The sequence below is a fragment of the Solimonas aquatica genome (genome assembly GCF_900111015.1).
GTDB classification, from domain to species: domain Bacteria; phylum Pseudomonadota; class Gammaproteobacteria; order Nevskiales; family Nevskiaceae; genus Solimonas; species Solimonas aquatica.
This window is the reverse complement of the sequence record NZ_FOFS01000006.1, coordinates 83,118-105,858: the sequence shown is the minus strand read 5'-3', so window position 1 is coordinate 105,858 and position 22,741 is coordinate 83,118. Positions and strand designations below refer to the sequence as shown.

Annotated in this window: 19 protein-coding genes; 8 read left to right on the top strand and 11 right to left on the bottom strand. The window is 68.0% G+C overall.

All coding sequences use genetic code 11. The features are described 5' to 3' along the window. Positions 1–114: 114 nt before the first annotated feature. Positions 115–2,703, top strand: a complete 2,589-nt coding sequence (locus BMY12_RS08945; protein WP_093284804.1) for a LuxR C-terminal-related transcriptional regulator — start codon at positions 115–117, stop codon at positions 2,701–2,703. A 128-nt stretch (positions 2,704–2,831) separates the two neighbouring features. Then, a complete protein-coding gene (locus tag BMY12_RS08940; protein ID WP_093284801.1) occupies positions 2,832–3,914 on the top strand; it encodes a 2Fe-2S iron-sulfur cluster-binding protein in 1,083 nt (360 codons plus the stop codon). 145 nt (positions 3,915–4,059) lie between these two features. On the opposite strand, the gene BMY12_RS08935 is transcribed toward BMY12_RS08940, so the two are convergent. From BMY12_RS08935 to BMY12_RS08925, 3 genes are read right to left on the bottom strand one after another with little or no spacing between them, the layout of a single operon-like run. Next, complete coding sequence (locus tag BMY12_RS08935; protein WP_093284798.1) at positions 4,060–5,409, bottom strand: sigma-54-dependent transcriptional regulator; 1,350 nt, start codon at positions 5,407–5,409, stop codon at positions 4,060–4,062. Positions 5,410–5,416: 7 nt separating this feature from the next. Beyond that, positions 5,417–8,323, bottom strand: coding sequence for a sensor histidine kinase (locus BMY12_RS08930; protein ID WP_093284794.1), 2,907 nt, complete (start codon positions 8,321–8,323; stop codon positions 5,417–5,419). Further along, the gene (locus BMY12_RS08925; RefSeq protein ID WP_093284792.1) at positions 8,320–8,505 is read right to left on the bottom strand and encodes a hypothetical protein; all 186 of its coding nucleotides are present in this window, start codon (positions 8,503–8,505) and stop codon (positions 8,320–8,322) included. The genes BMY12_RS08930 and BMY12_RS08925 overlap by 4 nt, the downstream gene beginning before the upstream one ends. Positions 8,506–8,725: 220 nt before the next feature. On the opposite strand from BMY12_RS08925, the gene BMY12_RS08920 reads away from it, so the two are divergent. From BMY12_RS08920 to BMY12_RS08900, 6 genes are all read left to right on the top strand, one after another. Continuing rightward, complete coding sequence (locus BMY12_RS08920) at positions 8,726–9,955, top strand: DcaP family trimeric outer membrane transporter (RefSeq protein ID WP_245732425.1); 1,230 nt, start codon at positions 8,726–8,728, stop codon at positions 9,953–9,955. 222 nt (positions 9,956–10,177) lie between these two features. Beyond that, positions 10,178–11,014, top strand: coding sequence for a 23S rRNA (adenine(2030)-N(6))-methyltransferase RlmJ (locus BMY12_RS08915; protein ID WP_177188915.1), 837 nt, complete (start codon positions 10,178–10,180; stop codon positions 11,012–11,014). A gap of 22 nt (positions 11,015–11,036) precedes the next feature. Then, positions 11,037–11,576 (top strand): NUDIX hydrolase, encoded by a 540-nt coding sequence (locus BMY12_RS20305; RefSeq protein WP_177188914.1) that lies wholly within the window; start codon positions 11,037–11,039, stop codon positions 11,574–11,576. Continuing rightward, positions 11,573–13,042 carry a glycosyltransferase family 39 protein gene (locus BMY12_RS08910; RefSeq protein ID WP_177188913.1) on the top strand — a complete coding sequence of 490 codons (1,470 nt, stop codon included), beginning with the start codon at positions 11,573–11,575 and terminating at the stop codon, positions 13,040–13,042. The genes BMY12_RS20305 and BMY12_RS08910 overlap by 4 nt, the downstream gene beginning before the upstream one ends. Next, entirely contained in the window at positions 13,030–13,677 is a 648-nt protein-coding gene (locus BMY12_RS08905; RefSeq protein ID WP_093284784.1) for a phosphatase PAP2 family protein, read from the top strand. The genes BMY12_RS08910 and BMY12_RS08905 overlap by 13 nt, the downstream gene beginning before the upstream one ends. A gap of 68 nt (positions 13,678–13,745) precedes the next feature. Next, positions 13,746–15,899, top strand: a complete 2,154-nt coding sequence (locus BMY12_RS08900; RefSeq protein ID WP_093284780.1) for a molybdopterin-dependent oxidoreductase — start codon at positions 13,746–13,748, stop codon at positions 15,897–15,899. A 285-nt stretch (positions 15,900–16,184) separates the two neighbouring features. On the opposite strand, the gene BMY12_RS08895 is transcribed toward BMY12_RS08900, so the two are convergent. From BMY12_RS08895 to BMY12_RS20490, 8 genes are all read right to left on the bottom strand, one after another. Further along, on the bottom strand, positions 16,185–16,676 hold the full coding sequence (locus BMY12_RS08895; protein ID WP_093284777.1) for a phage virion morphogenesis protein: 492 nt from the start codon (positions 16,674–16,676) through the stop codon (positions 16,185–16,187). Between the two features lie 112 nt (positions 16,677–16,788). Next, positions 16,789–16,980 carry a hypothetical protein gene (locus BMY12_RS19960; RefSeq protein WP_143068901.1) on the bottom strand — a complete coding sequence of 64 codons (192 nt, stop codon included), beginning with the start codon at positions 16,978–16,980 and terminating at the stop codon, positions 16,789–16,791. A gap of 392 nt (positions 16,981–17,372) precedes the next feature. Further along, complete coding sequence (locus tag BMY12_RS08885; protein ID WP_093284772.1) at positions 17,373–17,831, bottom strand: type IV pilin protein; 459 nt, start codon at positions 17,829–17,831, stop codon at positions 17,373–17,375. Further along, the gene (locus BMY12_RS08880; RefSeq protein ID WP_093284769.1) at positions 17,828–20,119 is read right to left on the bottom strand and encodes a pilus assembly protein; all 2,292 of its coding nucleotides are present in this window, start codon (positions 20,117–20,119) and stop codon (positions 17,828–17,830) included. The genes BMY12_RS08885 and BMY12_RS08880 overlap by 4 nt, the downstream gene beginning before the upstream one ends. After that, positions 20,119–20,715, bottom strand: a complete 597-nt coding sequence (locus BMY12_RS08875) for a pilus assembly PilX family protein (RefSeq protein ID WP_093284765.1) — start codon at positions 20,713–20,715, stop codon at positions 20,119–20,121. The genes BMY12_RS08880 and BMY12_RS08875 overlap by 1 nt, the downstream gene beginning before the upstream one ends. Beyond that, the gene (locus tag BMY12_RS20300; RefSeq protein WP_093284763.1) at positions 20,712–21,716 is read right to left on the bottom strand and encodes a PilW family protein; all 1,005 of its coding nucleotides are present in this window, start codon (positions 21,714–21,716) and stop codon (positions 20,712–20,714) included. The genes BMY12_RS08875 and BMY12_RS20300 overlap by 4 nt, the downstream gene beginning before the upstream one ends. After that, positions 21,713–22,177, bottom strand: a complete 465-nt coding sequence (locus BMY12_RS20295) for a prepilin-type N-terminal cleavage/methylation domain-containing protein (RefSeq protein WP_093284760.1) — start codon at positions 22,175–22,177, stop codon at positions 21,713–21,715. Before BMY12_RS20295 ends, BMY12_RS20300 begins: the two co-directional genes overlap by 4 nt. Further along, positions 22,174–22,716: a GspH/FimT family protein gene (locus BMY12_RS20490; protein WP_218140135.1), complete on the bottom strand. Its 543-nt coding sequence runs from the start codon at positions 22,714–22,716 to the stop codon at positions 22,174–22,176. Before BMY12_RS20490 ends, BMY12_RS20295 begins: the two co-directional genes overlap by 4 nt. Positions 22,717–22,741: the final 25 nt, after the last annotated feature.

Genomic DNA, 22,741 nt, shown 5'->3' with positions numbered 1-22,741 from the left:
TGATGTGGCGGATTCGCTCGATTCCGCCGGCGTCCGTAGATTGACCACCGTCAATGGCAGCGTCTCCTCCCGTTCGGTAGGTTTTGCCACTCAAGACGGGGGAGTGTTTTCTTCATGGGCAGGCGCGGACCGCAGGAAAGCGGTGTGGCGGCGGACAAGCCGTCGCCGGGCAATCTGCGTTACGCCATCGCCAGGGCCCGCCTCGCGAACGTGGCGCCGGCCGAACCCATCGTGCTGATCGAAGCACCCGCCGGATACGGCAAGACCACCCTGATCAATCAGCAGCTGCAGGCCACGCCTGCGGACCTCAGAACCCTGGTGATCACCCTGGGCGCCGAACACCGCGACGCCACGGTGCTGCTGCGCGAACTGCTCGAACGGCTGGGCGGTGAGGCCGCCGGCCCGGCGGCGGCACGCGCCGATGCAGCGGACCTGTTCCTGCAGTTCACCAAGATCGTGGAAAACCCTTCGCAGTGCCATCGTCTGTTTTTCGACGATGTGCATCTGCTGGAAGGCAGTCCGTCCATCCGCTATCTGAACCGCTTGCTGCATGGCGCGGGGCCCAATCTCCGCTTCGTGCTGAGCGCCAGGGATTTTCGCGAGTCCTCGCTGTCCATCAGCGAGTTCTCCGCGGCCGGCATGGTGCGCCGCATCGGCGCGCAGTCGCTGGCGATGACCGAGGAGGAGGCGCTGTGTCTGGCCGCTGCGCGCAGCAGCGAGTGGGCGCCCGAGCAGGTCAAGGCCCTGGTGCGCAGCACGCAGGGCTGGCCGGTGCTGCTGCAGCTGGCACTGTCGGGCCAGCCGACGACGATCGAGCCGATGTCACGCACGATCTCGGATGTCACGCCGATCAGGCAGTACATCGAAGACCGCTTCCTCTCCAAGCTCGACGACGACGAGCTGCGTCTGCTCGCGGTGCTGGCGATCGACGACATCGTGCCGCTGCAGGCGCTGAACGCGCTGGCGATCAAGGCGCCCGAAGCCGTGCTGTTCGCCCTGGAGCGGCTGGGCATCGTGCAGCGTCGCAGCGGCGGGCCGGAAGGCGAATGCCTGAGTGTGCATCCGATTCTGCGCGAGTCGATCCTGCGTTCCGCCAGCGGCAGGGTGGCGCCGCAGCTCCATGCGTTCCGGCGCGACCTCGCACAGTGGTGGTACGAGCAGGCGGATATCCATCGCGCCGTCGGGCTTGCCGCCGATGCGGGCGACCGCGAGCGTGCCGCCGGCTGGCTGCGCGCCGCAGCCGAAGCGCTGGTGTTCCTGACGGGCCGGCATCAGACCTTCCTCGATCTGCTGCAGCGTTGCGAGCCGCTGAGCACGCAGCAGCGCGACGAGCTGGAGCAGTTCGCGGTGTGGGCGCTGATCTTCCAGCATCGCCATGCCGATGCCGAACAAAGGCTGATGCGCGCGCGTTCGGTGTCCGAAGACGCGGGCCAGGTCGTGATTCTGCAGCGCGCCACCATTGCCGCCATGTGCGACGACTACAGCTCGGCCGCCGCCTTCGCCGAGGAATGGCTGCGCAGCGACTGCCACAATGATTTCCAGGAAGGTGCGGCGCGCGTGATCGTCGCGTTCAAGCAGAAGTGCCAATGCCAGTTCGACGAGGCCACGCACAGTCTGTCGCGGGCCCGGGCGCTGTTCGCCAGGACCAGTTCCCATTACGGATTGTCCTGGGTGCACGTGGTGTCCCTGCTCAATCTGCTCAAGGCCGGACGGCATCGCCACGCGCGCGCCGAGGTGGCGACGAGTCTGCGCCTGGCGGCCGGCGAGGGCGGGCTGTCCAATCTGCGCGCCATGCTGCTGGGCATCCAGTCGATGCTGCACTACGAACGCGACGAGCTGGCGCAGGCCAGGGCGGCGCTGGAGGACTGTCTGCCGGCGCTGCCGGATCAGGGCATCGTCGATGCCATCGTCTGCGGCTACGTCACCGCGGCCCGGCTGCGCTGCGCCGATGGCGATCTGGGCTCGGCGCTGGATCTGCTGGCCGAAGGTGAACGCATGGGTGTGCATCGCGGCTTTCCGCGCATGGCCAAGGCCATTGCCGCCGAGCGCGTGCTCAGCCTGTTGCGCGCCGGCGCTCTGGATCAGGCGGAGCTGGTGGCCAGGGATGCCTTCCTGACGCCGGACAGCGCAGACCCGGTGGCCCGCGACCGCGCCGGGCGCCTGTTTGCGCGCCTGGCCTTGCTGCGCGGTGAGCCCAGGCGCGCGCTGGCGCTGATCGAACCCATTCTGCTCCGGGCCCGCAACACCGGACAGCAGTTCAAGCTCTGTGAGTGCCTGCTGCTGGCGGCCATCGCCCATTTCGACAGTGGCAATGCCGTGACCGCGCTGGAGCAGCTGCAGGAAGCCTTCGAACTCGGCGAGGTGGAGGCTTACTTCCGCGTCTATCTCGACGAATACCCGCTGCTCTCGCCCTTGCTGGAGGTCTACGCCAGCGAGCGTCAGGCGCGCGCCAGCGCGATCGCCGCACAGCTGCGGGAAAGCGTCTCGCCGGCCCGCAAGAAAGAACAACTCGATGCCTTGAGCAAGCGCGAAATCCAGATCGTGAAACTGCTGGCCGAGGGCATCAGCAATGCCGAAATCGCCAGGCGCTGCTTTCTGGGCGAGGGCACGGTGAAATGGTATCTCCACAACATCTACGGCAAGTTGGATGTGCGGGGGCGCACCGCCGCAGTGAGAGCGGCGCAGCGCGCAGGGCTGATCTGAAGAAGGGCGCGCTGCGCGCGTTCCTATCGATCGGTAGGAGACCTTTGCCGTGACGCCGGCTACCTTGCGATCCGCGATCCGCGCTCCGGCGTCAAGGCGCAAACATCCTCCACTGCGGGAATCCCCACATGCTGTCGCGACTATTTCGCCGTTCACCCGTGGACACCACGATGCGCATCGAGCCGGCCGGGCAGATGCTCAAGGTCAACGCCAAGGCCACCTTGCTGCAGGCGGCGCTGGATCAGGGCGTCGCGTTTCCGCACCATTGCCGCGCCGGCGGCTGCGGCAAATGCAAATGCCGGCTGCTCAGCGGCAAGGTCCGCGAGATGACGGACAAGAGCTATGTCCTGAGCGCCGAGGAGCTGCGGCGCAATTTCATTCTCGCCTGTCAGAGCGTGCCGCTGACGGACGTGAGCGTGGAGGTGGAACTCGCGGCCGGCCATGGCCCGCGTCATGCGCTGGTGCACACCAGCGGCGAGATCACCGCCATCGAGCATCTGACCGACGATATCGTGCACGTGCAGGCCAGGCTCAAGGACGCGGCGCAGTACAGCGCCGGCCAGTACGCGGAAATCTGCGTGCCGGGCGTCATCGTCAACGGGGTGCGCGAGACCCGCAGCTATTCCTTTGCCAGTGCGCCCGGCGCGGACCCCGATCACCATCGGGTCTCGTTCTTCATCCGCCGGGTGCCGGGCGGCGCGTTCACGGACTGGCTGTTTACCGAGGCCAAGGTCGGCACGGTGCTCGAAGGGCATGGCCCTTATGGCGACTTCTGGCTGCGTGATGGCCTGGCGCCGCTGCTGTTCATCGCCGGTGGCAGTGGCCTGGCGCCGGTTCTGGCGGTGCTGGAGCAGGCCTTGCTCGATGGTGTCAGCCGCGATGTCACGCTGTTCTTCGGCGCCAGGACGCAGCGCGATCTGTATGCGCTGGACAGGATCGAGTCGCTCAAGGCGAGGTGGAAGGGCGCGTTTGCCTTCGAGCCCGTGCTCTCGGCGCTGGACACAGATGCCGGCTGGACGGGCCGCCGCGGTTTCATCGCCGAGCATCTGGGCGCCGTGCTGGGCGAGCGTCTCGCCGCGCATCAGGCCTATCTGTGCGGACCGCCGCCGATGATCGACAGCTGCATCAGGATGCTGCGGGATGCGGGTGTCGGCGACGAGGCGATTTTCTTCGACAAGTTCCTCGACCGCAGCCACGTGCTGGAGGCTTAACGCTGTGCTTGGCACATGGAGGTGCCAACGGCAGTCAAGCGCGCAAGCGCTTGATTGCCGGGAGCGCAGGAAAACCACGCTTTTCCGTAGCGACCTGAAAAACGCCAGGGATGGCGTTTTTCAGCAAGCTGTTAGTTGCAAGGCCTCATTCGCCGGCCGTGCGATCCGGCGTCTTGCGCGGCAGGTTCATCTTGCTGCGCCGCTCCCAGAGCGTCTTGCGGCTGATGCCCAGGGCGCGGGCGAGTTCGGACTCCGACATGCTGTCCTGCTTGGCGAGCACGAACTGGCGGAAGTAGTCCTCCAGGCTCTGTCCGCCCGCCGGCAGCTGCATGGCGTCCCTGGCCGGTGCCTGCGGCAGCGCCAGATGATCGGGCTCGATGGCCGGGCCGTCACAGAGAATCACCGCGCGCTCCAGGGCATTGCCCAGCTCGCGGACATTGCCCGGCCAGTCGTGACGCCGGATCGCGGCCAGCGCGCGCTGTGACAGACGCAGGCCGCTGCGGTTCAGGCGTTGCGCGGCCTGCGCCAGCAGGTGCTCGGCCAGCACTTCCAGATCCTCGCCACGCGCGCGCAGCGGCGGCAGGGTGATCTCCATGACCTTGAGCCGGTAGTAGAGGTCTTCGCGAAAGCTCTTCTCGCGCACCATCTGTTCCAGATCGCGATGCGTGGCGGCCAGCACCCGCACATTGACGCGCCGCGACTGCGTGCTGCCCACCGGCCGGATCTCGCCTTCCTGCAGCACGCGCAGCAGCCGCGCCTGCACCGCCGGCGCCAGCTCGCCGACCTCGTCCATGAACAGCGTGCCGCCGTTGGCGGCGGCAATCAGGCCTTCCTTGCGCTGGGTGGCGCCGGTGAACGCGCCTTTCTCGTGACCGAACAGCTCGGCCTCGATCAGATTGTCGGGAATCGCGGCGCAGTTCACCGCGATGAAAGGTCCGTCGCGACGCGCGCCCTGATCATGAATCGCGCGCGCCACCAGCTCCTTGCCGGTGCCGGACTCGCCACGGATCAGCACCGTGACCTCGGCGCCGGCGACGCGCTGCACGCGGTCGCGCACCTCGCGCATCGCGCTGCAGTTGCCGATCATGCCCATGGTCGGATACTGCCGCTCCAGGTCTTTCTTCAGCGCGGCGTTCTGCCGCGCCAGCAGCCCGGTCTTCAGGATGCGCTCGATGGTGAGCAGCATCTCCTCGTGGTTGAAAGGCTTGGCGATGTAGTCGGCGGCGCCCAGCTGCATCGCTTCCACCGCCGAGCGGATGCTGGCGTAGCTGGTCATGATCAGCACCGGTGTCGGCGCCACGCGCGCAATCAGCTCGGTGCCGGAAGCGCCGGGCAGGCGCACGTCGGCGATGATCAGGTCGCAGTCCTTGAGGCTCAGGCTTTCGGCCTCGGGCACGCTGCCGGCCTCGCTGATCTGATAGCCCTGCCGCGACAGCAGGCGCGCCAGCTGACGGCGGATCACGGCTTCGTCTTCGACGATCAGGATATGGGTCATGTGAGGCTCAGGTGAGAATGCCCAGCGCGGCGTCCGGCGCCAGCGGCAGACGCAGCACGAAGGTGCTGCCCTCGCCGACGCGGCTGTCCACGCTGATGCTGCCGCCATGATCGGCGACGATGCGGTAGACCAGCGGCAGGCCCAGGCCCGTGCCCTGGCCCGGCAGCTTGGTGGTGACGAAAGGTTCGAAGATGCGGCCGAGCAGTTCTTCGGGAATGCCGCTGCCCCAGTCGCGCACGCTGATGGTCACCGAGGCCGCGCCGCGGCTGGCCTCGATCTCGACGCGGCCATTGGGCGGCGAGGCGTCGGCGGCATTGCCCAGCAGATTGACGAACACCTGCGTGAGGCGCGCGCGATCGCCATCGATGATCAAGGCCTCGGGCACGCGGTTGTCGAAGGCGATGTTGCGGCCGCTGCGCGACAGGCGCACCAGCCGCGCCGCTTCCTTGACCAGGCTGTGCAGCTCCAGCGGTTCCAGATCGCGCGCCGGCGCCGAGGGCCGCGCAAAGCTGAGCAGCGACTGCACGATGTCGCTGATGCGTCGTGACTGTTCCAGGATGTCGTCGAGACCCTGGCGGCGCTCGCCGGCATCGTCCTCGTCGAGCAGGTTCTGTGCGATGCAGCTGATGCCGGTGAGCGGATTGCCGATCTCGTGCGCGACACCGGAAGCCAGCGTGCCGATGGAAGCCAGGCGCGCGCTGTGCGTGAGTTCGGCTTCCAGCTGCTGCTGCTCGGTGAGGTCTTCCACCAGCAGCACCAGCTGCGCGGATTCGCCGTCGCCGGCAATCGCTTCCTTGTGCAGGTTCAGCCAGCGCAGGCCGCCGCGCAGATGCACCGGCTGCTTGTACAGATGCGCGGACTCGGTATCGAGCAGGCGCGAGAAGATCTCGCGCCAGGGCGGCGGCAGTTCGCGCACGCGCGAGCCCAGCACCTGATCGGCGGAGAGGCCGGCGATCTGCGCCATGCGCTCGTTCCAGATCAGCACCTCGCCGTGATCGCCCAGCGAGCAGACGCCGATGGGCAGATCCTGCAGCACCTGGCGATGGAAGCGGCGCAGGCGGTTGAGCTCGGCGGCCAGACCGCGCAGACGATCCTGCGAGTGCTCCAGTTCTTCCTCCACCAGATGACGGCGCATGCTTTGCTCATTCTGTCGGCCGGCCAGCACCTCGCTGGCCAGCTGCGGGCCGATCAGACCGGAGAGATTGCGGCGCAGGCGCTCGGTCAGAAAATGCAGCTGGCGCGGCCGGCGTTCGCCGGCGTCGAGCTTGAGTTCGGTGAGCGCGCGCCGCAGCTCGGCCTGCGCGACATCACCGCCCAGGGCCTGTTCGATGCGCAGGCGCAGCTCGCCCACGCCGCCGGCCTGCGGCGCTTCGCTCAGGATCGTCACCGCATCCATACGGCAGGCCTGATCGGCGGCCTGTTCCTTGGCATTGGGTCTGGCCAGCAGCGAGCCGAGCACGAACAGCAGCAGGTTCAGTCCCAGCGACCAGAAGGTGGCGAACAGCCAGGGATCGCGCTCGTGCAGCGGCAGGTTCTGCAGCGGCGAGGGGGTGCCGATCAGCAGCGGCCAGGCCAGGATCAGGAACCAGATGCTCATGCCCGCGCACAAGCCGGCGAGAAAGCCGACGCGGTTGGCGCGCGGCCAGACCAGCATGCCGACCACCGCCGGCAGAAACTGCGTGACCGCGACGAAGGACACCAGGCCCAGCTGCACCAGTCCCGTGCTGCGCTGCATGCTGATGTAGGCCAGATAACCGATGGCGATCACCAGCGCGATCAGCGCGCGGCGGCCCCAGAGCAGACGGCGGTAGAGATCCTGCGAGGGCGCGGCGCCGGAGTTGACCCACAGTGGCAGGATCAGATGATTCAGGCACATCGCCGCCAGCGCCAGGCTCTCGACGATGATCATCGCGCTGGCCGCCGAGATGCCGCCCACGAAGGTCAGCAGCGTGAGCAGGCCGCTGCTCTCGCGCTGCGCCAGCCCCAAGGCGTAGTACTCGGTGGGCACGTCCAGGTGCAGTTCCTGTCCGGCCCAGAGCAGGATGGGAATGGCCAGGTTGAGCAGCCACAGAAACGCCGGGAACGCCCAGCTGGCGGTGCGCAGGCCGGCCGGATCGATGTTCTCGCTGAAGATCATGTGGAACTGGCGCGGCAGCAGAAAGCCGGCGGCGAAGGCCAGCAGGCAGAGCGTGGTCCAGGAGCCGCTTTCGCGCAGCGGCGCCTGCATGCGCTCCACCGCCTGCGGATGCGCGAGCAGGTAATCGCTCAGGCCGCCGAAACCCCCGAACACGCCGAACAGCGCAAAACCCGCGCAGGCCAGCAGGGCCACCAGCTTGATCACCGACTCGAAGGCGATGGCCATCACCAGGCCTTCGTGCTTCTCGCGCGGCGTGAGATGACGCGCGCCGAACAGCACCGCGAACAAGGTCACCGTGATGCAGAAGCCGGCGGCGAGCACGCCGGGCGGCGCTTCGCGGGTCAGCACCTGCGCCGAGGTCACCACCGCCTGAATCTGCAGCGCGATGTAGGGCAGGATGCCGATCAGCATGAAGGCCGTGACCAGCCAGCCGGTCCAGGGACTCACGTAGCGGAAGGCGAACAGATCGGCCAGCGAGCTGAGCTGGTAATCGCGCACCAGGCGCAGCAGCGGCTGCAGCAGCACCGGCGCCAGCAGGAACGACGCGGTGACGCCGACGTAGATGGTCAGGAACATGAAGCCCTGATTCGCCGCCAGACCCACGCTGCCGTAGAAGGTCCAGGTGGTGGCGTACACGCCCAGTGACAGGGTGTAGGTGAGCGGATGGCGCACCCAGTGCGCGGGAATCCATTCGCGTTCGGCGGCATAGGCGACGATGAACAGCGCCGCCAGATAGGCGATGCCGACGCCGAACAGGGTGAGCAAGGCCGGACTCATGCGCGGCGCCGCCAGCGCAGCGCCGCGACGCCGAAAATGCACAGGCCCCAGGCCAGATACAGCAGCCACCAGGCACGGCCGCTGTCCACCCACAGCCATAAGCCCGGCGGCAGCAACAGACCCACGACCAACAGCAAGGCGATGCCCGCGTCGTCCCGGCCGGGCGGCTGCGAACTGCTCATGTACTCCCCTCTCGTCGTCGCGCCGGATCGAGCCGGACGGCTGTTACTTAGCGTAACAGTCGGTTTCGCCAGGTGACATGCGTACTCCCCGCAAAAGCCGGCCTGGCGACGCAAGTGTCTGTCAACGCGGGATTTTGTTCCGTGGCATGGGCCTTGCCCCTATTCGCGCCAGCGGCGCCGCCCGCGCCGCTTTCGATAAACACTAGAGGAGAAGCAAGACATGAAGGCGATGAAGTCCACGCACGGGCTTTGCCTGCTGGCCGCCGGCTCGGCGCTGCTGGCAGCGCAGGCAGTTTCGGCTGCCGAGGTGAAGATCAGCGACAGCACCAGCCTCACCATCGGCGGGTACATCAAGTTCGACACGCTCTACAGCCGCTTCTCGGACGGTGAGGTGGCGCAAGGCACCGGCCGTGATTTCTATGTGCCCAGCAGCATCCCGGTGTCCACCGGCAGCGGCCAGGCCTATCAGCGTCTGGACGCGCACGCCAAGGAAACGCGCCTGATCGTCAAGACCGACACCAATCTCGACGGCCACAAGCTCGGCACCCACATCGAGGCCGACTTCATCAGCGGCCAGATCGCGCAGACCATCTCCGGCTCCGGCAACGAAGGCGTGACCAACGCCTACAACCCTTCGCTGCGGCGCGCCTTCATCACCTTCGACAACTGGCTGTTCGGTCAGGAGTGGACCAACTTCATCAATCTCACCGCGCTGCCGGAAACCCTGGACTTCGTCGCCTTCCCCAGCGACGGCACGGTGTTCGGCCGTCAGCCGCAGGTGCGTTACAGCAGCGGCGGCCTGTCGCTGGCCCTGGAGAACGGCGAGACCACGGTGCAGAACTTGAGCGGCACCACCGCCGGCAACACCGACGACAACGTGCTGCCGGATCTGACCCTGCGTTACGCCGTGAAGCTGGGTCCGGCCGATATCAATCTCGCCGGCGTCGCGCGACAGCTGAAGATCGACAATCCGGCGGTGACCACCGCGCCCACCGCGCCCCTGCGTAACGACACCGCTTTTGGCGGCGGCGCCTCGCTGTCCGGCAAGATCACCTTCGGCCCCGGCGACGACCTCCGCTTCATGCTCAACGGCGGCAAGGGCATCGGCCGTTATCTGGCGCTGGGCACGGTGGCGGACGCGGCCATGAATGACGTCAGCCACGACCTCAAGCCGGTGAAGGTCTACAACGGTTACATGGCCTATCGCCATGTCTGGACCGGCACCTGGCGCAGCACCTTCACCGTCTCCGGTTTCAAGGCCGACAACGAAACCGCCCTGGTCGGTACCGGCGTCACCAGGAAGCTCTACAGCGCCAGCGCCAATCTGCTGTACTCGCCGGTCAAGCCGCTGACCCTGGGCCTGGAATACCGCCACGCCAAGCGCGAAGTGGACAGCAGCGCCGAAGGCAAGCTGGACCGCGTGCAGTTCTCGGCCAAGTACATGTTCTGAGTTCCTCCAAGCCGCCCTCCCCGGGGGCGCAGCGCCCAAGACCTCAGGTCCGGCGCGATGTCATCGCCGCGGTTCCCCCCTCACTCCCGGGGAACCGCGGTCTTTTTTTTGCAAGGCTGCCGTAAGGACTCATCCGTGGCTTGCGCCCGCTTGCGACGGATAAGTTGCTGGCGTCGCGGGTTACACTGCGCGCTTCACGCAAGATCCATCGACGCGCAGCGCGTGCACTACCAACATCTGTTTCATGCCGGCAATTTCGCGGACGTGTTCAAACACGCCCTGCTGTGCGCGCTGCTGCGCGCGATGAACGACAAGCCGGCGGCCTGGACTTATTACGAAAGCCATGCCGGCGCCGGCGGCTACGATCTGGGCAGCGCGGCGGCGCAGCGCACCGGCGAGGCGCAGCAGGGCGTGGCGCGGGTGCTGGCCGCCGCCACACCGCCGCCGGCGCTGGCGCCGTATCTGGAACTGCTGCAGCAATGCACGGACGCGCGCGGCCTGGCCTGGTATCCGGGCTCGCCCTGGCTGGCGGCGCGCACGGCGCGTGCGCAGGATCAGCTGGTGCTCTGCGAGCGCGAGCCGGCGATTGCCGCGCAGCTCAGGCAGCGCCTCGGGGAAGACCCGCGCATCGCCATCCACCGCCGCGACGGCTACGAGCTGCACAGCCTGCTGCCGCCGGCCAGCGGTCGCGGCCTGGTGCTGATCGATCCGCCCTTCGAGCGCCCCGATGAATTCGATGCCCTGCAGACTGCGCTGAGCCGCGCGCTGGCGCGTTTCGCCGGGGGCGTGTACGCGGTCTGGTATCCCTACAAGAAGCGCTTCGACACCGAGCGCTGGCTGCGCCGCGTGCGCGAGAGCCTCAAGCGCGAGGCGGCCAATTACATTCTGGAAACCGGCGCGCCCAGCGAAGGACAGATGCATGCCTGCGGCATGCTGATCGTCAATCCGCCGTATCGCTTCCAGCAGGAGATCGCGCCGGCGCTGCCCTGGCTGGCGCGCTATCTGGCGCATGGGCCGCAGGCGCAGGCGCGCGCCGAACTCTGGCCCGTGAAGAAATAACCCCGCTGATCGAGAGCACACGATGAGTGATCCGCAAGCCGACATCCAGGAGCTGCATCGCGGCCGGTTTCTGCGCCTGGTGCGCGACCGGCATTGGGAATATGTCTCGCGCGTCAACAGCAGCGGCGCGGGTTTCATTCTCGCCGTCACCGATGCGCAGGAACTGCTGCTGGTGGAGCAGTACCGCCTGCCGCTGCAGGCGCGCTGCATCGAGCTGCCGGCCGGCATGATCGGCGACGAGCACGAGTTCCGCCACGAAAGCATCGAGGCTTCGGCGATCCGCGAGCTGGAGGAGGAAACCGGCTATCGCGGTGCGCAGGCCGAGATCCTGATTTCCGGTCCGGTGGCCGCCGGCCTGACTTCCGAGATGCTGCATCTGGTGCGCGTCACGGACCTGACGAAGGTGGGCCCCGGCGGCGGCGTGCCGGGCGAGGACATCACCGTGCATCGCGTGGCGCTGCGCGAGGTGGACGGCTGGCTGCGCGCCCGCGCCGCCGAGGGTCTGCTGATCGAGCCGCGCATCTACACCGCGCTGTATTTTCTGCGCGCGCAGTTGCCGTGAATCTGGGCGACCGGCGGCAAGCCTTCTGGCTGGTACTGCTGGGCGCGCTGGGCATCACCGCGCTGCGGGTGATCTGGCTGCGCCAGCAGCAGCTGGAACTGTTCGTCGATGAAGCGCAGTACTGGTACTGGGCGCAGTCGCCGGCCTGGGGTTATTTCTCCAAGCCGCCACTGATCGCCTGGCTGATTGCGGCGACCACCAGTGTCTGCGGTGACGGCGAGCTGTGCGTGAAGGCTTCGAGCTTCGTGCTGTATCCGCTCAGCACGCTCGGCTTCTTCTTCGTGGGTGCGCGGCTCTACGATGCGCGCGTCGGCGCCATCGCCGCGCTGGGCTTCCTGCTGCTGCCCGGCATCGATATCTCGGCGCTGATCGTGTCCACCGATGTGCCGCTGCTGTGCTGCTGGATCTGGGCGCTGTACTGCCTGCTGCGCGCGCTGGACGAAGACGCCTGGCGCTGGTGGCTGGCACTGGGCCTGCTGGTCGGCCTGGGTCTGCTGGCCAAGTATCCCATGGTGTTTTTCTTCCTCGGCGCCTTGCCGCTGAGCTGGCGGCGTCTGCTCCAGTCGCCGAAGCCCTGGGCGGCGGCGCTGCTGGCGCTGGCGATCTTCGCGCCGCATCTGCTCTGGAATCTGCACAGCGGCATGGTCACCGTGCATCACACGGTGTCGATTGCGCAGTGGGATCGTGGCGCGCTGCTGCGGCCGAAAGCCTTGCTCGACTTCATCGGCGAGCAGCTGGCCATCATCGGGCCCTTGCTGGGTCTGCTCGGCTTGCTGCTGCTGCGCCCGCGTCTGCCGCTGGATGAACCTGCACGAGCACGCCGGCGCCTGCTGGCCTGGTTTTCGCTGCCGCTGCTGGCGCTGATGACCGCGCAGGCGCTGCTGGCCAAGGCCAATGGCAACTGGGCGGCGCTGGCCTTCGTCGGCATCGTGCTGTTCATCGTCGGCGAGGCGCTGCGGGAGCAGCGCACGGTCTGGCTCGCTGCCGCCATCGCGCTCAATGTGCTGCTGGGTCTGCTGGCCTACAACTACCACGCCCTGGCCGGTGCCTTCGGTGTGGAGCTGACGCGGCGCAATGATCCTTATGTGCGCATCATGGGCTGGCGTCAGGCGGCCGCGCAGATCCGCGAAGTCTGGCGCGAGTATCCGCAGGCGCAGCTGCTGGCCGAGGAGCGCGATGTGCTGGCCGAGCTGGCCTATTATCTGCGCCCCGAGGGCACCGCGATCCAGTCGCTGACCCTGCCCGGTGCGCCCCGGCATCACTACGATCTGGTGGCGCCGGCCGGCGATGCCGCCTGCTGGCTGTACGTGGCGCGGCGCGGCGATGCCTTGCAGACGCTGGCCGGACGCGTCGCGCAGGCGCAGCGGCTGGCGCCCATTCACGTGCCGCTGCGCCGCGATGCCGCGCTCGACTTGCAGCTGGTGCTGATCACCCGCGATGGAGATTTGCAGGCATGCCGCAGCTGATCGCCGGATTGCTCCTGCTGCTGCTGTTCGCCCTGTTCCCGCAGCTGGATGTGGCCTTGAGCAGCATCGGCTATCGCGCGGGAGAAGGCTTCGTTTGGGCGCAGGCGCCGGCCGTGCTGCTGATCTATCGTGCGGTGAATGTGCTCGCGCCGCTGCTGATTGCCGGGCTGCTGCTGGCGCTGCTCGCCGGCAGCCTGCGGCCTTCGCTGCGGCCGCTGCGCGCGCGCGCCGGCTTTCTGCTGCTGGTGCTGGCGCTGGGCCCGGGCCTGATTGCGCATCCCCTGCTCAAGGATCACTGGGGCCGGCCGCGCCCGGTGGAGACGCAGGTCTTCGGCGGCACGCAGCCGCTGGTGCCGGCGGCAGTGCCGAGCCGGTACTGCGACAAGAACTGCTCCTTCGTCAGCGGCCATGCGGTGATGGGCTTCTACCTGCTGGCCTTCGGCTATGCCTGGCCGCGGCAGCGGCGGCGCTGGCACTGGCTGGGCATCGCCGCCGGTGTGAGCATCGGGGCGGTGCGCATGCTGCAGGGCAAGCACTTCGCCAGCGATGTGCTGGGCTCGTATCTGGTGGTGCTGGGCACTTGCCTGATGGTCAGCGCGCTGTGGCGGCGCTGGCGATGGCCGGCGCTGGACTAGCACGGCTTCTCAAGCGCGCGGTCTCGGCTCACCATGTCGGCACAGACAGAAACATTCGGGAGAGCGGCATGAGCGAGAGCACGCATTACGGCGCCTGTAATCTCTGCGAGGCGATCTGCGGTCTGGAGTTCCGCGTGCGCGACGGCCGCATCGTGTCCATACGCGGTGACGAGCGCGATCCGCTCTCGCGCGGGCACATCTGCCCCAAGGCCGTGGCCCTGCAGGATCTGCACGAAGACCCGGATCGTCTGCGCAAGCCGGTCAAGCGCGTGGGCGAGCAGTGGCAGGAAATCTCCTGGGCGCAGGCGTTCACCGAGATTGCGCAGAAGACCGCCGCCATCCGCCGCGCGCACGGCAACAACAGCATCGCCGTGTACGCCGGCAATCCCTCGGTCCACAACTGGGGCAATCTCACCCATTCGCCGCAGCTGTTCTCGCCGCTGAAAACCCGCAACCGCTATTCGGCGACTTCCGTGGATCAGCTGCCGCATCATCTGGTGGCGATGTGGTTGTACGGCCATCAGCTGATGCTGCCGGTGCCGGACATCGACCGCAGCGATTACATCCTGATGCTCGGCGCCAATCCCATGGCCTCCAACGGCAGCCTGTGGACGGTGCCGGATTTTCGCGAGCGCCTGAAGGCGCTGCAGGCGCGCGGCGGCAAGCTGGTGCTGATCGATCCGCGCCGCACGGAAACCGCGCAGCTGGCCAGCGCGCATCATTTCATCCGGCCCGGCAGCGATGCCGCGCTGCTGCTGGCGCTGCTCCAGGTGCTGCTCAATGAACACGGTCTGCGTCCGCGCCGGCTCGCGCCGCTGGTCGAAGGTCTGGATGAAGTGGCGGCGCAGCTCGAGGCTTATACGCCGGAGCGCGCGGCGCGCGTCACCGGCATCAGCGCCGAGGCCATACGCGGCATCGCCGACGAGCTGCGCACTGCCAGGGCGGCAGCGGTGTACGGCCGCATGGGCGTCTCGGTGCAGGCCTTCGGCACCGTCTGCCAGTGGGCCATCGCGCTGCTCAACATCGTCACCGACAATCTGGATCGCGAAGGCGGCCTGATGTTTCCGCAGCCGGCTTTCGATCTGGTGGCCGATGCCGGCAAGCGTGGACATATGGGCGTGTGGCAGAGCCGCGTGCGCGGCCTGCCGGAATTCGGCGGCGAGCTGCCGGTGGCGGCGCTGGCCGAGGAAATCCTCACGCCGGGCGAAGGCCAGGTGCGCGCGCTGTACACGGTGGCCGGCAATCCGGTGCTGTCCACGCCCAATGGCCGGCAGCTGGAGAAGGCGCTCGCCGGCCTGGAGCTGATGGTCAGCATCGACTGCTTCTGCAACGAGACCACGCGCTTTGCGCATTACATCCTGCCGCCGACCAGCCGCCTGGAACACGATCACTACGACATCATTTTTCACCACCTCGCGGTGCGCAACACCGTCAAGTACAGCCCGGCGGTACTGCCCAAGCCGGCGGGTGCGCTGCATGACTGGGAAATCTTCGCGCGCCTGGGCCGGCGTCTGCGCGCCGAGCTGGGCGCGCAGGGTTCGCTGTTCAAGCGCCTGGGCAACGAAATCCTCGCGCGCCTGCCGCCGCATCGCCTGCTCGACATCGCGCTGCGCATGGGCCCTTACGGGCGCAAGAGCGCGCACAAGCTGACGCTGGCCAAGCTGCGTGCGCGGCCTGAAGGCATCGATCTGGGCGCGCTGCGCAGCTGCCTGCCGCAGCGGCTCAAGACCAAAAACCGGCGCATCGCGGTGGCGGTGCCGGCGGTGCTCGCGGACCTCGCGCGCCTGGATGCGCATCTGGGCGCGCAGGAAGCCGCCGTGCCGGGGGCCGAGGAGCTGTGGCTGATCGGACGCCGTCATGTGCGCAGCAACAACTCCTGGATGCACAACGCGCAGCGCCTGGTGAAAGGCAAGCCGCGCCATCAGCTGTTCATGCATCCGCAGGATCTGGCCGCGCGCGGCATTGCCGACGGCGCACGGGTCAGCGTGCGCTCGCGCGTCGGCGCCGTGGAAGTGGAAGTGCAGGCCACCGAGGACATCATGCGCGGCGTGGTGTCGCTGCCGCATGGCTGGGGTCATGCCCGCAGCGGCGTGCGCCTGCGCATCGCGCGCGAGCAGGGCGGGCAGAGCATCAACGATCTCACCGACGAGCAGGCGCTGGACGCACTCTCCGGCAATGCCGCGCTCAATGGTCTGGCGGTGCGGGTGAGTGCGGCGGCCTGAATGCCGGCGCCAGGGCAGTTTCAGAAATCCGCGCAGCCGCATCGACCCATTTCCCTCTCCCTCATCGCGCAGGGGGTTGTTTGTTCTGAGGCAGAGAAAATAAGGCCCGAAAACAAAAAAAGCCGAACGATCAGCGAGATGCGTGACAGAAAAATAAGCGCGAAAAATCGGCTATGAGTCGGCTCTAATGGGGTTTGAATGCCGATTTTAGGCCGGAAAATGTCGGCGAAGCGCCAATGTAGTGGGTGAAACGGTGGAAAAAAACGCCGGCAAAATTTCCATCGATCACGTGGGCGGCAGGCGCAGCAAATAGTCGCCGACGATGTCCAGGGCGTCGGGCTCTCGCTCCGCCGACAGGCCCATGTACTCGCGGCCGGGAATGTCGCCCCAGGGGATCGGGGCGCCCTTGCTCGTGGAGCCGAACTCGCCGCGCTCGGCGCCAAAAAACATCACGGCGGCGTAATCCAGATTGGTGCCGACCGCCGCGAAGTCGGGGCCGTGGTCGGGCACCAGGCTCGCAGCCAGGTGGCCGGTGCGCTGCAGCATCTTGCCGGGCCAGTAGCCCAGCTCGGCGCGCTCCCGAATGGTCGTCGCGGCCAGCGTCGGCCAGGAGTCGCCGGAGTTGGGCGACCGCTGGCGCGCAAATGCATCTTCGGACTCGTCCAGCAGCAGGTGGGCGAGCTGCTCCATTGCCGGCGTCATGTCGGCCGCGCGATGGGCCAGATCCAGGAACGCAGCATGCACCGCGGGGAAGTTGGTCTCGATGTCGATTTTCATGTCTGGTCGCCGTAATATGGGCTCCGGTGAGTGCGCGAAACTGGCTGGCGCCGATGCCAATAGCCAGCGTTAGGGGCGTTACGCCGGATCTGCCCGGCCGATGCGAGACCACTCACCTTTTTCCCTCTTCCCTCGTATAGATCAGCTGCCCAACTCGGAGCTGGTTCAGGCGCTTGTCGCTGCCGTGCATGTAGTTGTAGACCATCGTGCCGTCCTGATTGATGCGCACCACCACCAGCAGTTGTGAGTTGCCCCTAAAGACCCCGATGTATCGGGTCCGGAAGCCGTCTTCGTACTCGGTCAACATAGATCTCATAGGGGTCTGCAAGGGCGCTCAGTGCGTGGAGGGCGTAACGCTCGCGTGCGTCCTGTGGCTTTTCCACCATGTGAGGCAGGCGCGAGTAGTCGACGATCACCGGCTCGATGGGCGTGTAAAACACACGCTGCCTCTGCTCCGGCGAGACGCCGAACACCTCAGCCACCGCAGCCTCACGCGTTTCCGCCATCGGTAGCATGGGTGGCGCCGCGATGCGATCAGCGTCAGCGATGGTGCGGATATCTGGCCGATCAAAATCCCGCCATGTTTTTTGCCCCTCCACCATCCGCACCACATCGCGCAGCGATGGGGAGCGGGTCAGGGTGAGGGGGAGTCAGCTGCCATCAGCAGCGCAGGCCTGGCGCATGCCTGCAGCGCGTTCAAGGCCAGCACTCGCGCAGCGCGTCGCGGCTGCTGCCGTCGGCGCTCTTGCGTCCTTGTGCGTCGAGCGTCCAGCTCTGGCAGGGCGTGTCGTTCAGCTGCAGGCCGACGGCGCGCGCTTCCAGCAGGAAGCCTTCCGCCTGCGCCTGCAGGCTGATGGCGTAGCGGCTTGCCGCGTCGCTCTGGTTCACGAGGCTGCCGTCCTCGTGCACGTAGAGCTGCGCGCTGTCACGCTGCAGCAGCTGCGAAAAATCCTGCGCGTAGCTTTGATGCAGCAGCCGGTATTGCTCCTGCTGTGCGGCCAGTTCGGCCAGCGTGCGCGTGGCCAGGGCGCGATGGCTGCGCAGGATGCTGGATTGATGCAGATGCACGGCCATCATGGCCAGCAGCGCGGCCAGCAGCAGCGTGAGCACCAGCTCGATCAGTGTCAGCCCCTGCTGCCTGTGTGTTCTGCTCATGGATGCAGTTCCCACCAGTCGATTTCACCGCTGCCAGCCGGCGCACCGTGATCCGCCTGCGGCGCATTCAGCACCGCACCTGCACCGGGCAGGATGCGCAGCGGCGGGGCGGGGGTCTTGCCGCCCGCCAGCAGCAAGGCGGGTTTGAGCGGCGGTCCCGCGCCCAGCGCCGTGGCGGACCTTAATGCGCCGGCTGCATCCGCGCCAGTGCGCAGACGCAGCGCGCCGCTGTCGGGCTCCAGGGCATACAGGCGGCGCTGCGCGGCCAGACAGCTGCCGGCGGCGGTGGGGATGGCGGTGGCCAGCAGCAGGCTGCCGTCCGCCAGCAGCGGCGCGGCGCTGGCGCGTTCGGCGCTGCTTTCCACCGGCAGGTCCACGCGCCAGCCGCCGCGTGCCGCCACCGCGCTGCGCAGCTGTGCGAGGCTGCGGATGCCGCTGATGCCGCTCACCGTGTCGCGGCCATCGAGACTGGCGGCGCTGCTGTTGTAGAGCTGTTCGGCATCGAGCAGCGTGCTGCCGTCGTCGATGACACCCAAGGCCGCCTGCGCGGCGCGGCTGCTGCCATCGCTGTCGCTGAGCAGACGGCCGCTGCCCAGATACAGCCAGCGCCTTTGCTGCGCGTCCAGACGCGGCGCGGGTTTTTCCAGCAGCGGGCGTCGCGCTTCCAGCACGCTGTGCAGGGTCCAGGCCGATGGCTCGGGACTGTCGTGCAGATCCAGACGCAGCAGGCGACCGCCGGGCGTGGCAGCCTCGCCGCTGGCGGTGCCGAAGTAAAGCGAGTCGGTGTTGAAATCCAGATTCCAGTCCACGGCCACCGCGCTGCCGATGAAGCTCGCCGGTGCCAGGCTGCCGAGATCGCGTGGCGCGTAGCCGCTGACATAGCGTGCAGCCGCAAGATCGTAGACGTAGAGCCGCGCGCTGCTGCTGGCGCTGGCGCGCCTCGCATCATCCGGTCCGGAACCGAACAGCAGAAACCATTTGCCGCCGACGCGAAACGCCGCCGGCTGGGCAAGCGTGAAACCCAGCGCGGCATCGCTGAGTTCCGCGAGCAGGCGCGGCGGCTGTTCGGGATTGCTGACATCGAGCAGCAGCAGCGCCGGCCGTGTGCGCAGCGGTTCGCTGCCGGCAAAACCGGCGAAGGCGGCAGGCGCCGCATTGCGCGGCAGCGTGCGTGGCGCGGCGCGCAGGCGCATGCCGACCACCAGCAGCGTGCCCCAGCCGCCGGGATGATCGGCGTCTTCGTTGAAGATACGCAGATCGAAGGCGGTGGGCGCGGCGTCCACCCAGGCCTGCTGCGGCGCGCTGTCGCTGCCCAGCTCGCGCAGATGCGGCAGTAGGTTGTAGGGCGCATAGGCCCACAGTTCGGCGCCCGGCGCGTGCGCGCTGAGGCCATCCGGCGCGCTGCCGGCGAAGCCGGCGTTGAACGCGTGCAGCAGGCCATCGCCGGCACCGAGATAGACCACGCGACGACGCTGCCGGTAGCGTTTGAAGAAGGCGCTGTAGCTGGTATCGGCATAGAGCAGATCGTAGTGCTCGGCCGGCGCGCCGATCAGCAGCGGCTGCGAGTTCAGGATCATGCCCAGACGCTGCGTGCGCAGGACGCCGTCTTCCAGCAGTTCACGCGCGCGCAGTTCCGGCACGGCGGCGCCGCGCACATGCTCGATCAGCTGCGTGGCACTGCCGGCGTCGGGCAGATCGAGCAGGCCGTAGCGGCCGGCACTGAAGCTGGCCGGCTGCAGGGGCAGCTGTTCATCGGCGGAGAAGCGGCCGTCCTGATCCAGATCCAGGGCGGTGAACAGATGACGCGCGCGCTGCGCGCTGGCGTAGTCGCGCTGCAGGCGCGCATCCGGCACGGCGGACAGCCAGGCGCCCGCGCGCCAGAGCGGACGCAGCGCCGACAGCGGCAGGCTGTCGAACAGGCCCAGCTGCGGATCGCGCTGATAGCGATCGAAGCGGCTCGCCACTTCACCGGCCTCGTAACGTAGCGCCACCGCAGGGTCTTGCGTGTAATCGCCCAGCTGGCCATCGCCATCACCGTCCTCGCGCAGCCAGCCCCGTGCATCGACGAACAGCGCGCGCAGCTCACCGGTCCAGCGCGCTTCGTGCTGGTGCGCATCGCGCTGAAGCAGGCGATACGAGGCCAGCAAGGCCAGATCGCCGCCGATGCGCGTCTGCGCCACGATCTCGCCGCCATCGAGCGGGCAGGCGGGCAGGCTTTGCGCGCGGCTGTCATCGCCGCTGCGGGAGAGCAGCAGTGCCAGCAGCGCGGCCAGCGGCAGGCGGCGCATCAGGGCTCCAGCACCTGACGGTAGATCGCGCCGGTGATGACGCTGGCGCTCTGCTTCTGCGCGCGGCCCTCGCTGTGCAGATAGAAAATCAATGCGCCGCCGCCGGCGGCCAGACTCGCGCCGGCGCCTTCATAGCCTTGCGCGAAGGCGGCATTGCCGCCGGGCAGACCGATGGCGCGCAGGCGATAGACCGCCAGCGTTGCGCTGCTCTCGTCCTGCGCGTAGCGGGCATCCACATCCAGCGACAGCGGCGCGAAGCTGCCGGCGGTTTCACTGTTGCCCGCGTACCAGAGCCGCTGCGTGCCCGCGCTCAGCGTCAGCGCCGGCGACACGCCGGCAAAGGCCGCATCCTCGATCCCGCCACCGAAACGCTGCGGCCAGCCGCGCGTGGCCAGATGCGCGCGCAGCAGCTCGTGCAGCTGTGAACGGCCCGCCTCGCTGGCTTCAAAAGCCGCGAGCTGTGCGCTGTAGGCCGCGCCGGCGCGCAGGTTCAGCGTCAGATGCCGCAGTGCGAAGAACGAGATCAGGCTCAGCAAGGCCAGCACGATCAGGCTGCTCAGCAGCACCCAGCCGCGCTGCGCCCTGTTGATCATCATGGCGCGCGCCGGCTGCGCAGCGTCAGCTCGCGTGAGTAGACCTGCCGCGACCAGAGCTGTTCGGCGCCAGAGGCTTGATACTGATAAGCACCGGGCAGCGCGTAGCGACGCGTGTCGCGGCTGCCGCTGCGCCAGTCGGCGCGCGCAATCAGACCCACGCGCACACTGCACACGCGCGACCAGTCGCTCACCGCGGCGGCGGCGAGATAGCGGTCCGGACGGCGGTCGCCATCGCTGTCGAGGCCGTAATCGAATTGCAGCTGCTCGATGTTTTCCACCAGCGGCTTTTCTTCCAGATTGCCGGCGCTGGTGAGCTGGATGGCGACCAGGGTGGGAATCGGCTGACCGCCGTCGGCCTTGCTGCTGCACTGGCCGCTGCTGTTCTGCACGCTGCAGGGGCGCAGCGCATAGACCGCGACGCGATAAGGCAGCTGATAGACGCCGTGATCCGCCGCGTTCTGCGCCGGCACCGCGGCCTGTGCCGCACTCCAGTCGCCGGCGGCGAACAGATAGGCGCCGCCCCCCGCAGCCACGCGCAGCCAGATGCCGGCAGCGTTGCCGCCGGGTTGGGTGGTGCTCAGGCCATCGGCATCGACGCTCTTGAGGGCGAGCATGTCGCTGTCGCGGCGATAGTCACTGCCGCTCAGGCAGTCGAAGGGCGGCGCGGCACCGCCGTCGAAGCCATGCACCGCATCGAGCGGATCGGCGATCCAGTCACCGGTGCAGGCTTTGGCCCCGCTGCGTCCGGCCGGATGCAGATTGGCCGCGACGCGGATCGCGCCGGCCTCGACGCCGCCCCAGCTGTCGGCGCTGCGGATGGCGCGCGCCAGCAGTTCCAGGGCCGTGCGCGCATTGTCCTGTTGCCTTGCGCCGGCCTGCTGGCTGCGCCAGAGGCGCTGCTCCAGCACCAGCAGCTGCGTCAGTGCCAGGCCCAGCAGCGTGGCGGCGCTCAGCGCCGCGAGCACTTCCAGCAGCGAGTAGCCGCGCTGGCGCCCGTTCATCGCGTCCACAGCAGCTGCAGACAGCTGCGCGAGGACTGGGCGGCGCCGCAGTCCAGCGGCGCGGCCGTGCCGGCCTGATCCCAGTACAGCTGCAGGCGCAAGCGGCCGGCTTCGCCGCAGTCCACACAGGCGATGCCGAGCAGCGCGCGGGGCAGGCTGCCCGCGGCCTGCGCCAGCTGCCACTGCGCCAGGGCAGGACCATCGCAGAAGCCGCTGCGGCAGTCGCTGCCGGCGGTGGGCGTGGCGCCGGGACTGCGCGCGTACTGCGCTGCGAATGCAGCATTGCCGCGCATCTGTTCGGCGAGTGTCTGCAGCATGAGCTGCGCCTGCAGCAGGCGCTCGCTGTGCAGGCGCAGCTGCACCGCGTGCTGCAGCAGGGGCGCGAGGCCGGTGAGCGCGAGCGTGAGCAGACTCAAGGCCACCAGCACCTCGATCAGGCTGCTGCCCTGTGCGCGCGTCATGGGCAATCGCTCGGCACGCGGTCGGGCTGGCAGCTGCGCGGACTGCGTGTGGTGGACAGCACGATGGCGCGACGCTCGCCGTCCGCGCCCAGGGGCAGAATCGTGAGCGTGCCGGCGACGCTGCAGCGGCCCAGGGAATTGAGGCTGATGCGGCTGGCCAGCGCGCCATTGCCGTTGATCTGGCTGCGCCGGCTCAGCGGCTGCTCGGCGCGCAGCAGCACATCGGCGGCGTCATAGCGGCTGTTGCCATTGGCATCGACGAACATCAGCAGGCCTTGTTCCCAGCCGCCGCTGCTGCTGCACGCGCTGCCGCTGGCCTTGCACAGCAGCACGTTGCGATTGCGCTGCAGGGCCTCGGCGCGCGCCAGCTGCAGCAGACCGAGCAGCAGCTGTGCCTCGCTGTCGCTGCGCAGCTCGCGCAGCAGATGCGTGTAAGCGGGCAGGCCGAGACTGGCGAGCAGGCTGAGCAGCGCGAGCCCGACCAGCAGCTCGATCAAGCTGTAGCCCTTGCCTGTCTGCGGTCTGCCGGTTCTGCGCATGCGGCGCGCCCCAAGGTGAAGCCGC

Coding starts and splice junctions, on each gene's coding strand:
- BMY12_RS08945 (WP_093284804.1), top strand. CDS start 115: ATGGGCAGGCGCGGACCGCAGGAAAGCGGTGTGGCGGCGGACAAGCCG.
- BMY12_RS08940 (WP_093284801.1), top strand. CDS start 2,832: ATGCTGTCGCGACTATTTCGCCGTTCACCCGTGGACACCACGATGCGC.
- BMY12_RS08935 (WP_093284798.1), bottom strand. CDS start 5,409: ATGACCCATATCCTGATCGTCGAAGACGAAGCCGTGATCCGCCGTCAG.
- BMY12_RS08930 (WP_093284794.1), bottom strand. CDS start 8,323: ATGAGTCCGGCCTTGCTCACCCTGTTCGGCGTCGGCATCGCCTATCTG.
- BMY12_RS08925 (WP_093284792.1), bottom strand. CDS start 8,505: ATGAGCAGTTCGCAGCCGCCCGGCCGGGACGACGCGGGCATCGCCTTG.
- BMY12_RS08920 (WP_245732425.1), top strand. CDS start 8,726: ATGAAGGCGATGAAGTCCACGCACGGGCTTTGCCTGCTGGCCGCCGGC.
- BMY12_RS20305 (WP_177188914.1), top strand. CDS start 11,037: ATGAGTGATCCGCAAGCCGACATCCAGGAGCTGCATCGCGGCCGGTTT.
- BMY12_RS08905 (WP_093284784.1), top strand. CDS start 13,030: ATGCCGCAGCTGATCGCCGGATTGCTCCTGCTGCTGCTGTTCGCCCTG.
- BMY12_RS08900 (WP_093284780.1), top strand. CDS start 13,746: ATGAGCGAGAGCACGCATTACGGCGCCTGTAATCTCTGCGAGGCGATC.
- BMY12_RS08895 (WP_093284777.1), bottom strand. CDS start 16,676: ATGAAAATCGACATCGAGACCAACTTCCCCGCGGTGCATGCTGCGTTC.
- BMY12_RS08885 (WP_093284772.1), bottom strand. CDS start 17,831: ATGAGCAGAACACACAGGCAGCAGGGGCTGACACTGATCGAGCTGGTG.
- BMY12_RS08880 (WP_093284769.1), bottom strand. CDS start 20,119: ATGCGCCGCCTGCCGCTGGCCGCGCTGCTGGCACTGCTGCTCTCCCGC.
- BMY12_RS08875 (WP_093284765.1), bottom strand. CDS start 20,715: ATGATGATCAACAGGGCGCAGCGCGGCTGGGTGCTGCTGAGCAGCCTG.
- BMY12_RS20300 (WP_093284763.1), bottom strand. CDS start 21,716: ATGAACGGGCGCCAGCGCGGCTACTCGCTGCTGGAAGTGCTCGCGGCG.
- BMY12_RS20295 (WP_093284760.1), bottom strand. CDS start 22,177: ATGACGCGCGCACAGGGCAGCAGCCTGATCGAGGTGCTGGTGGCCTTG.
- BMY12_RS20490 (WP_218140135.1), bottom strand. CDS start 22,716: ATGCGCAGAACCGGCAGACCGCAGACAGGCAAGGGCTACAGCTTGATC.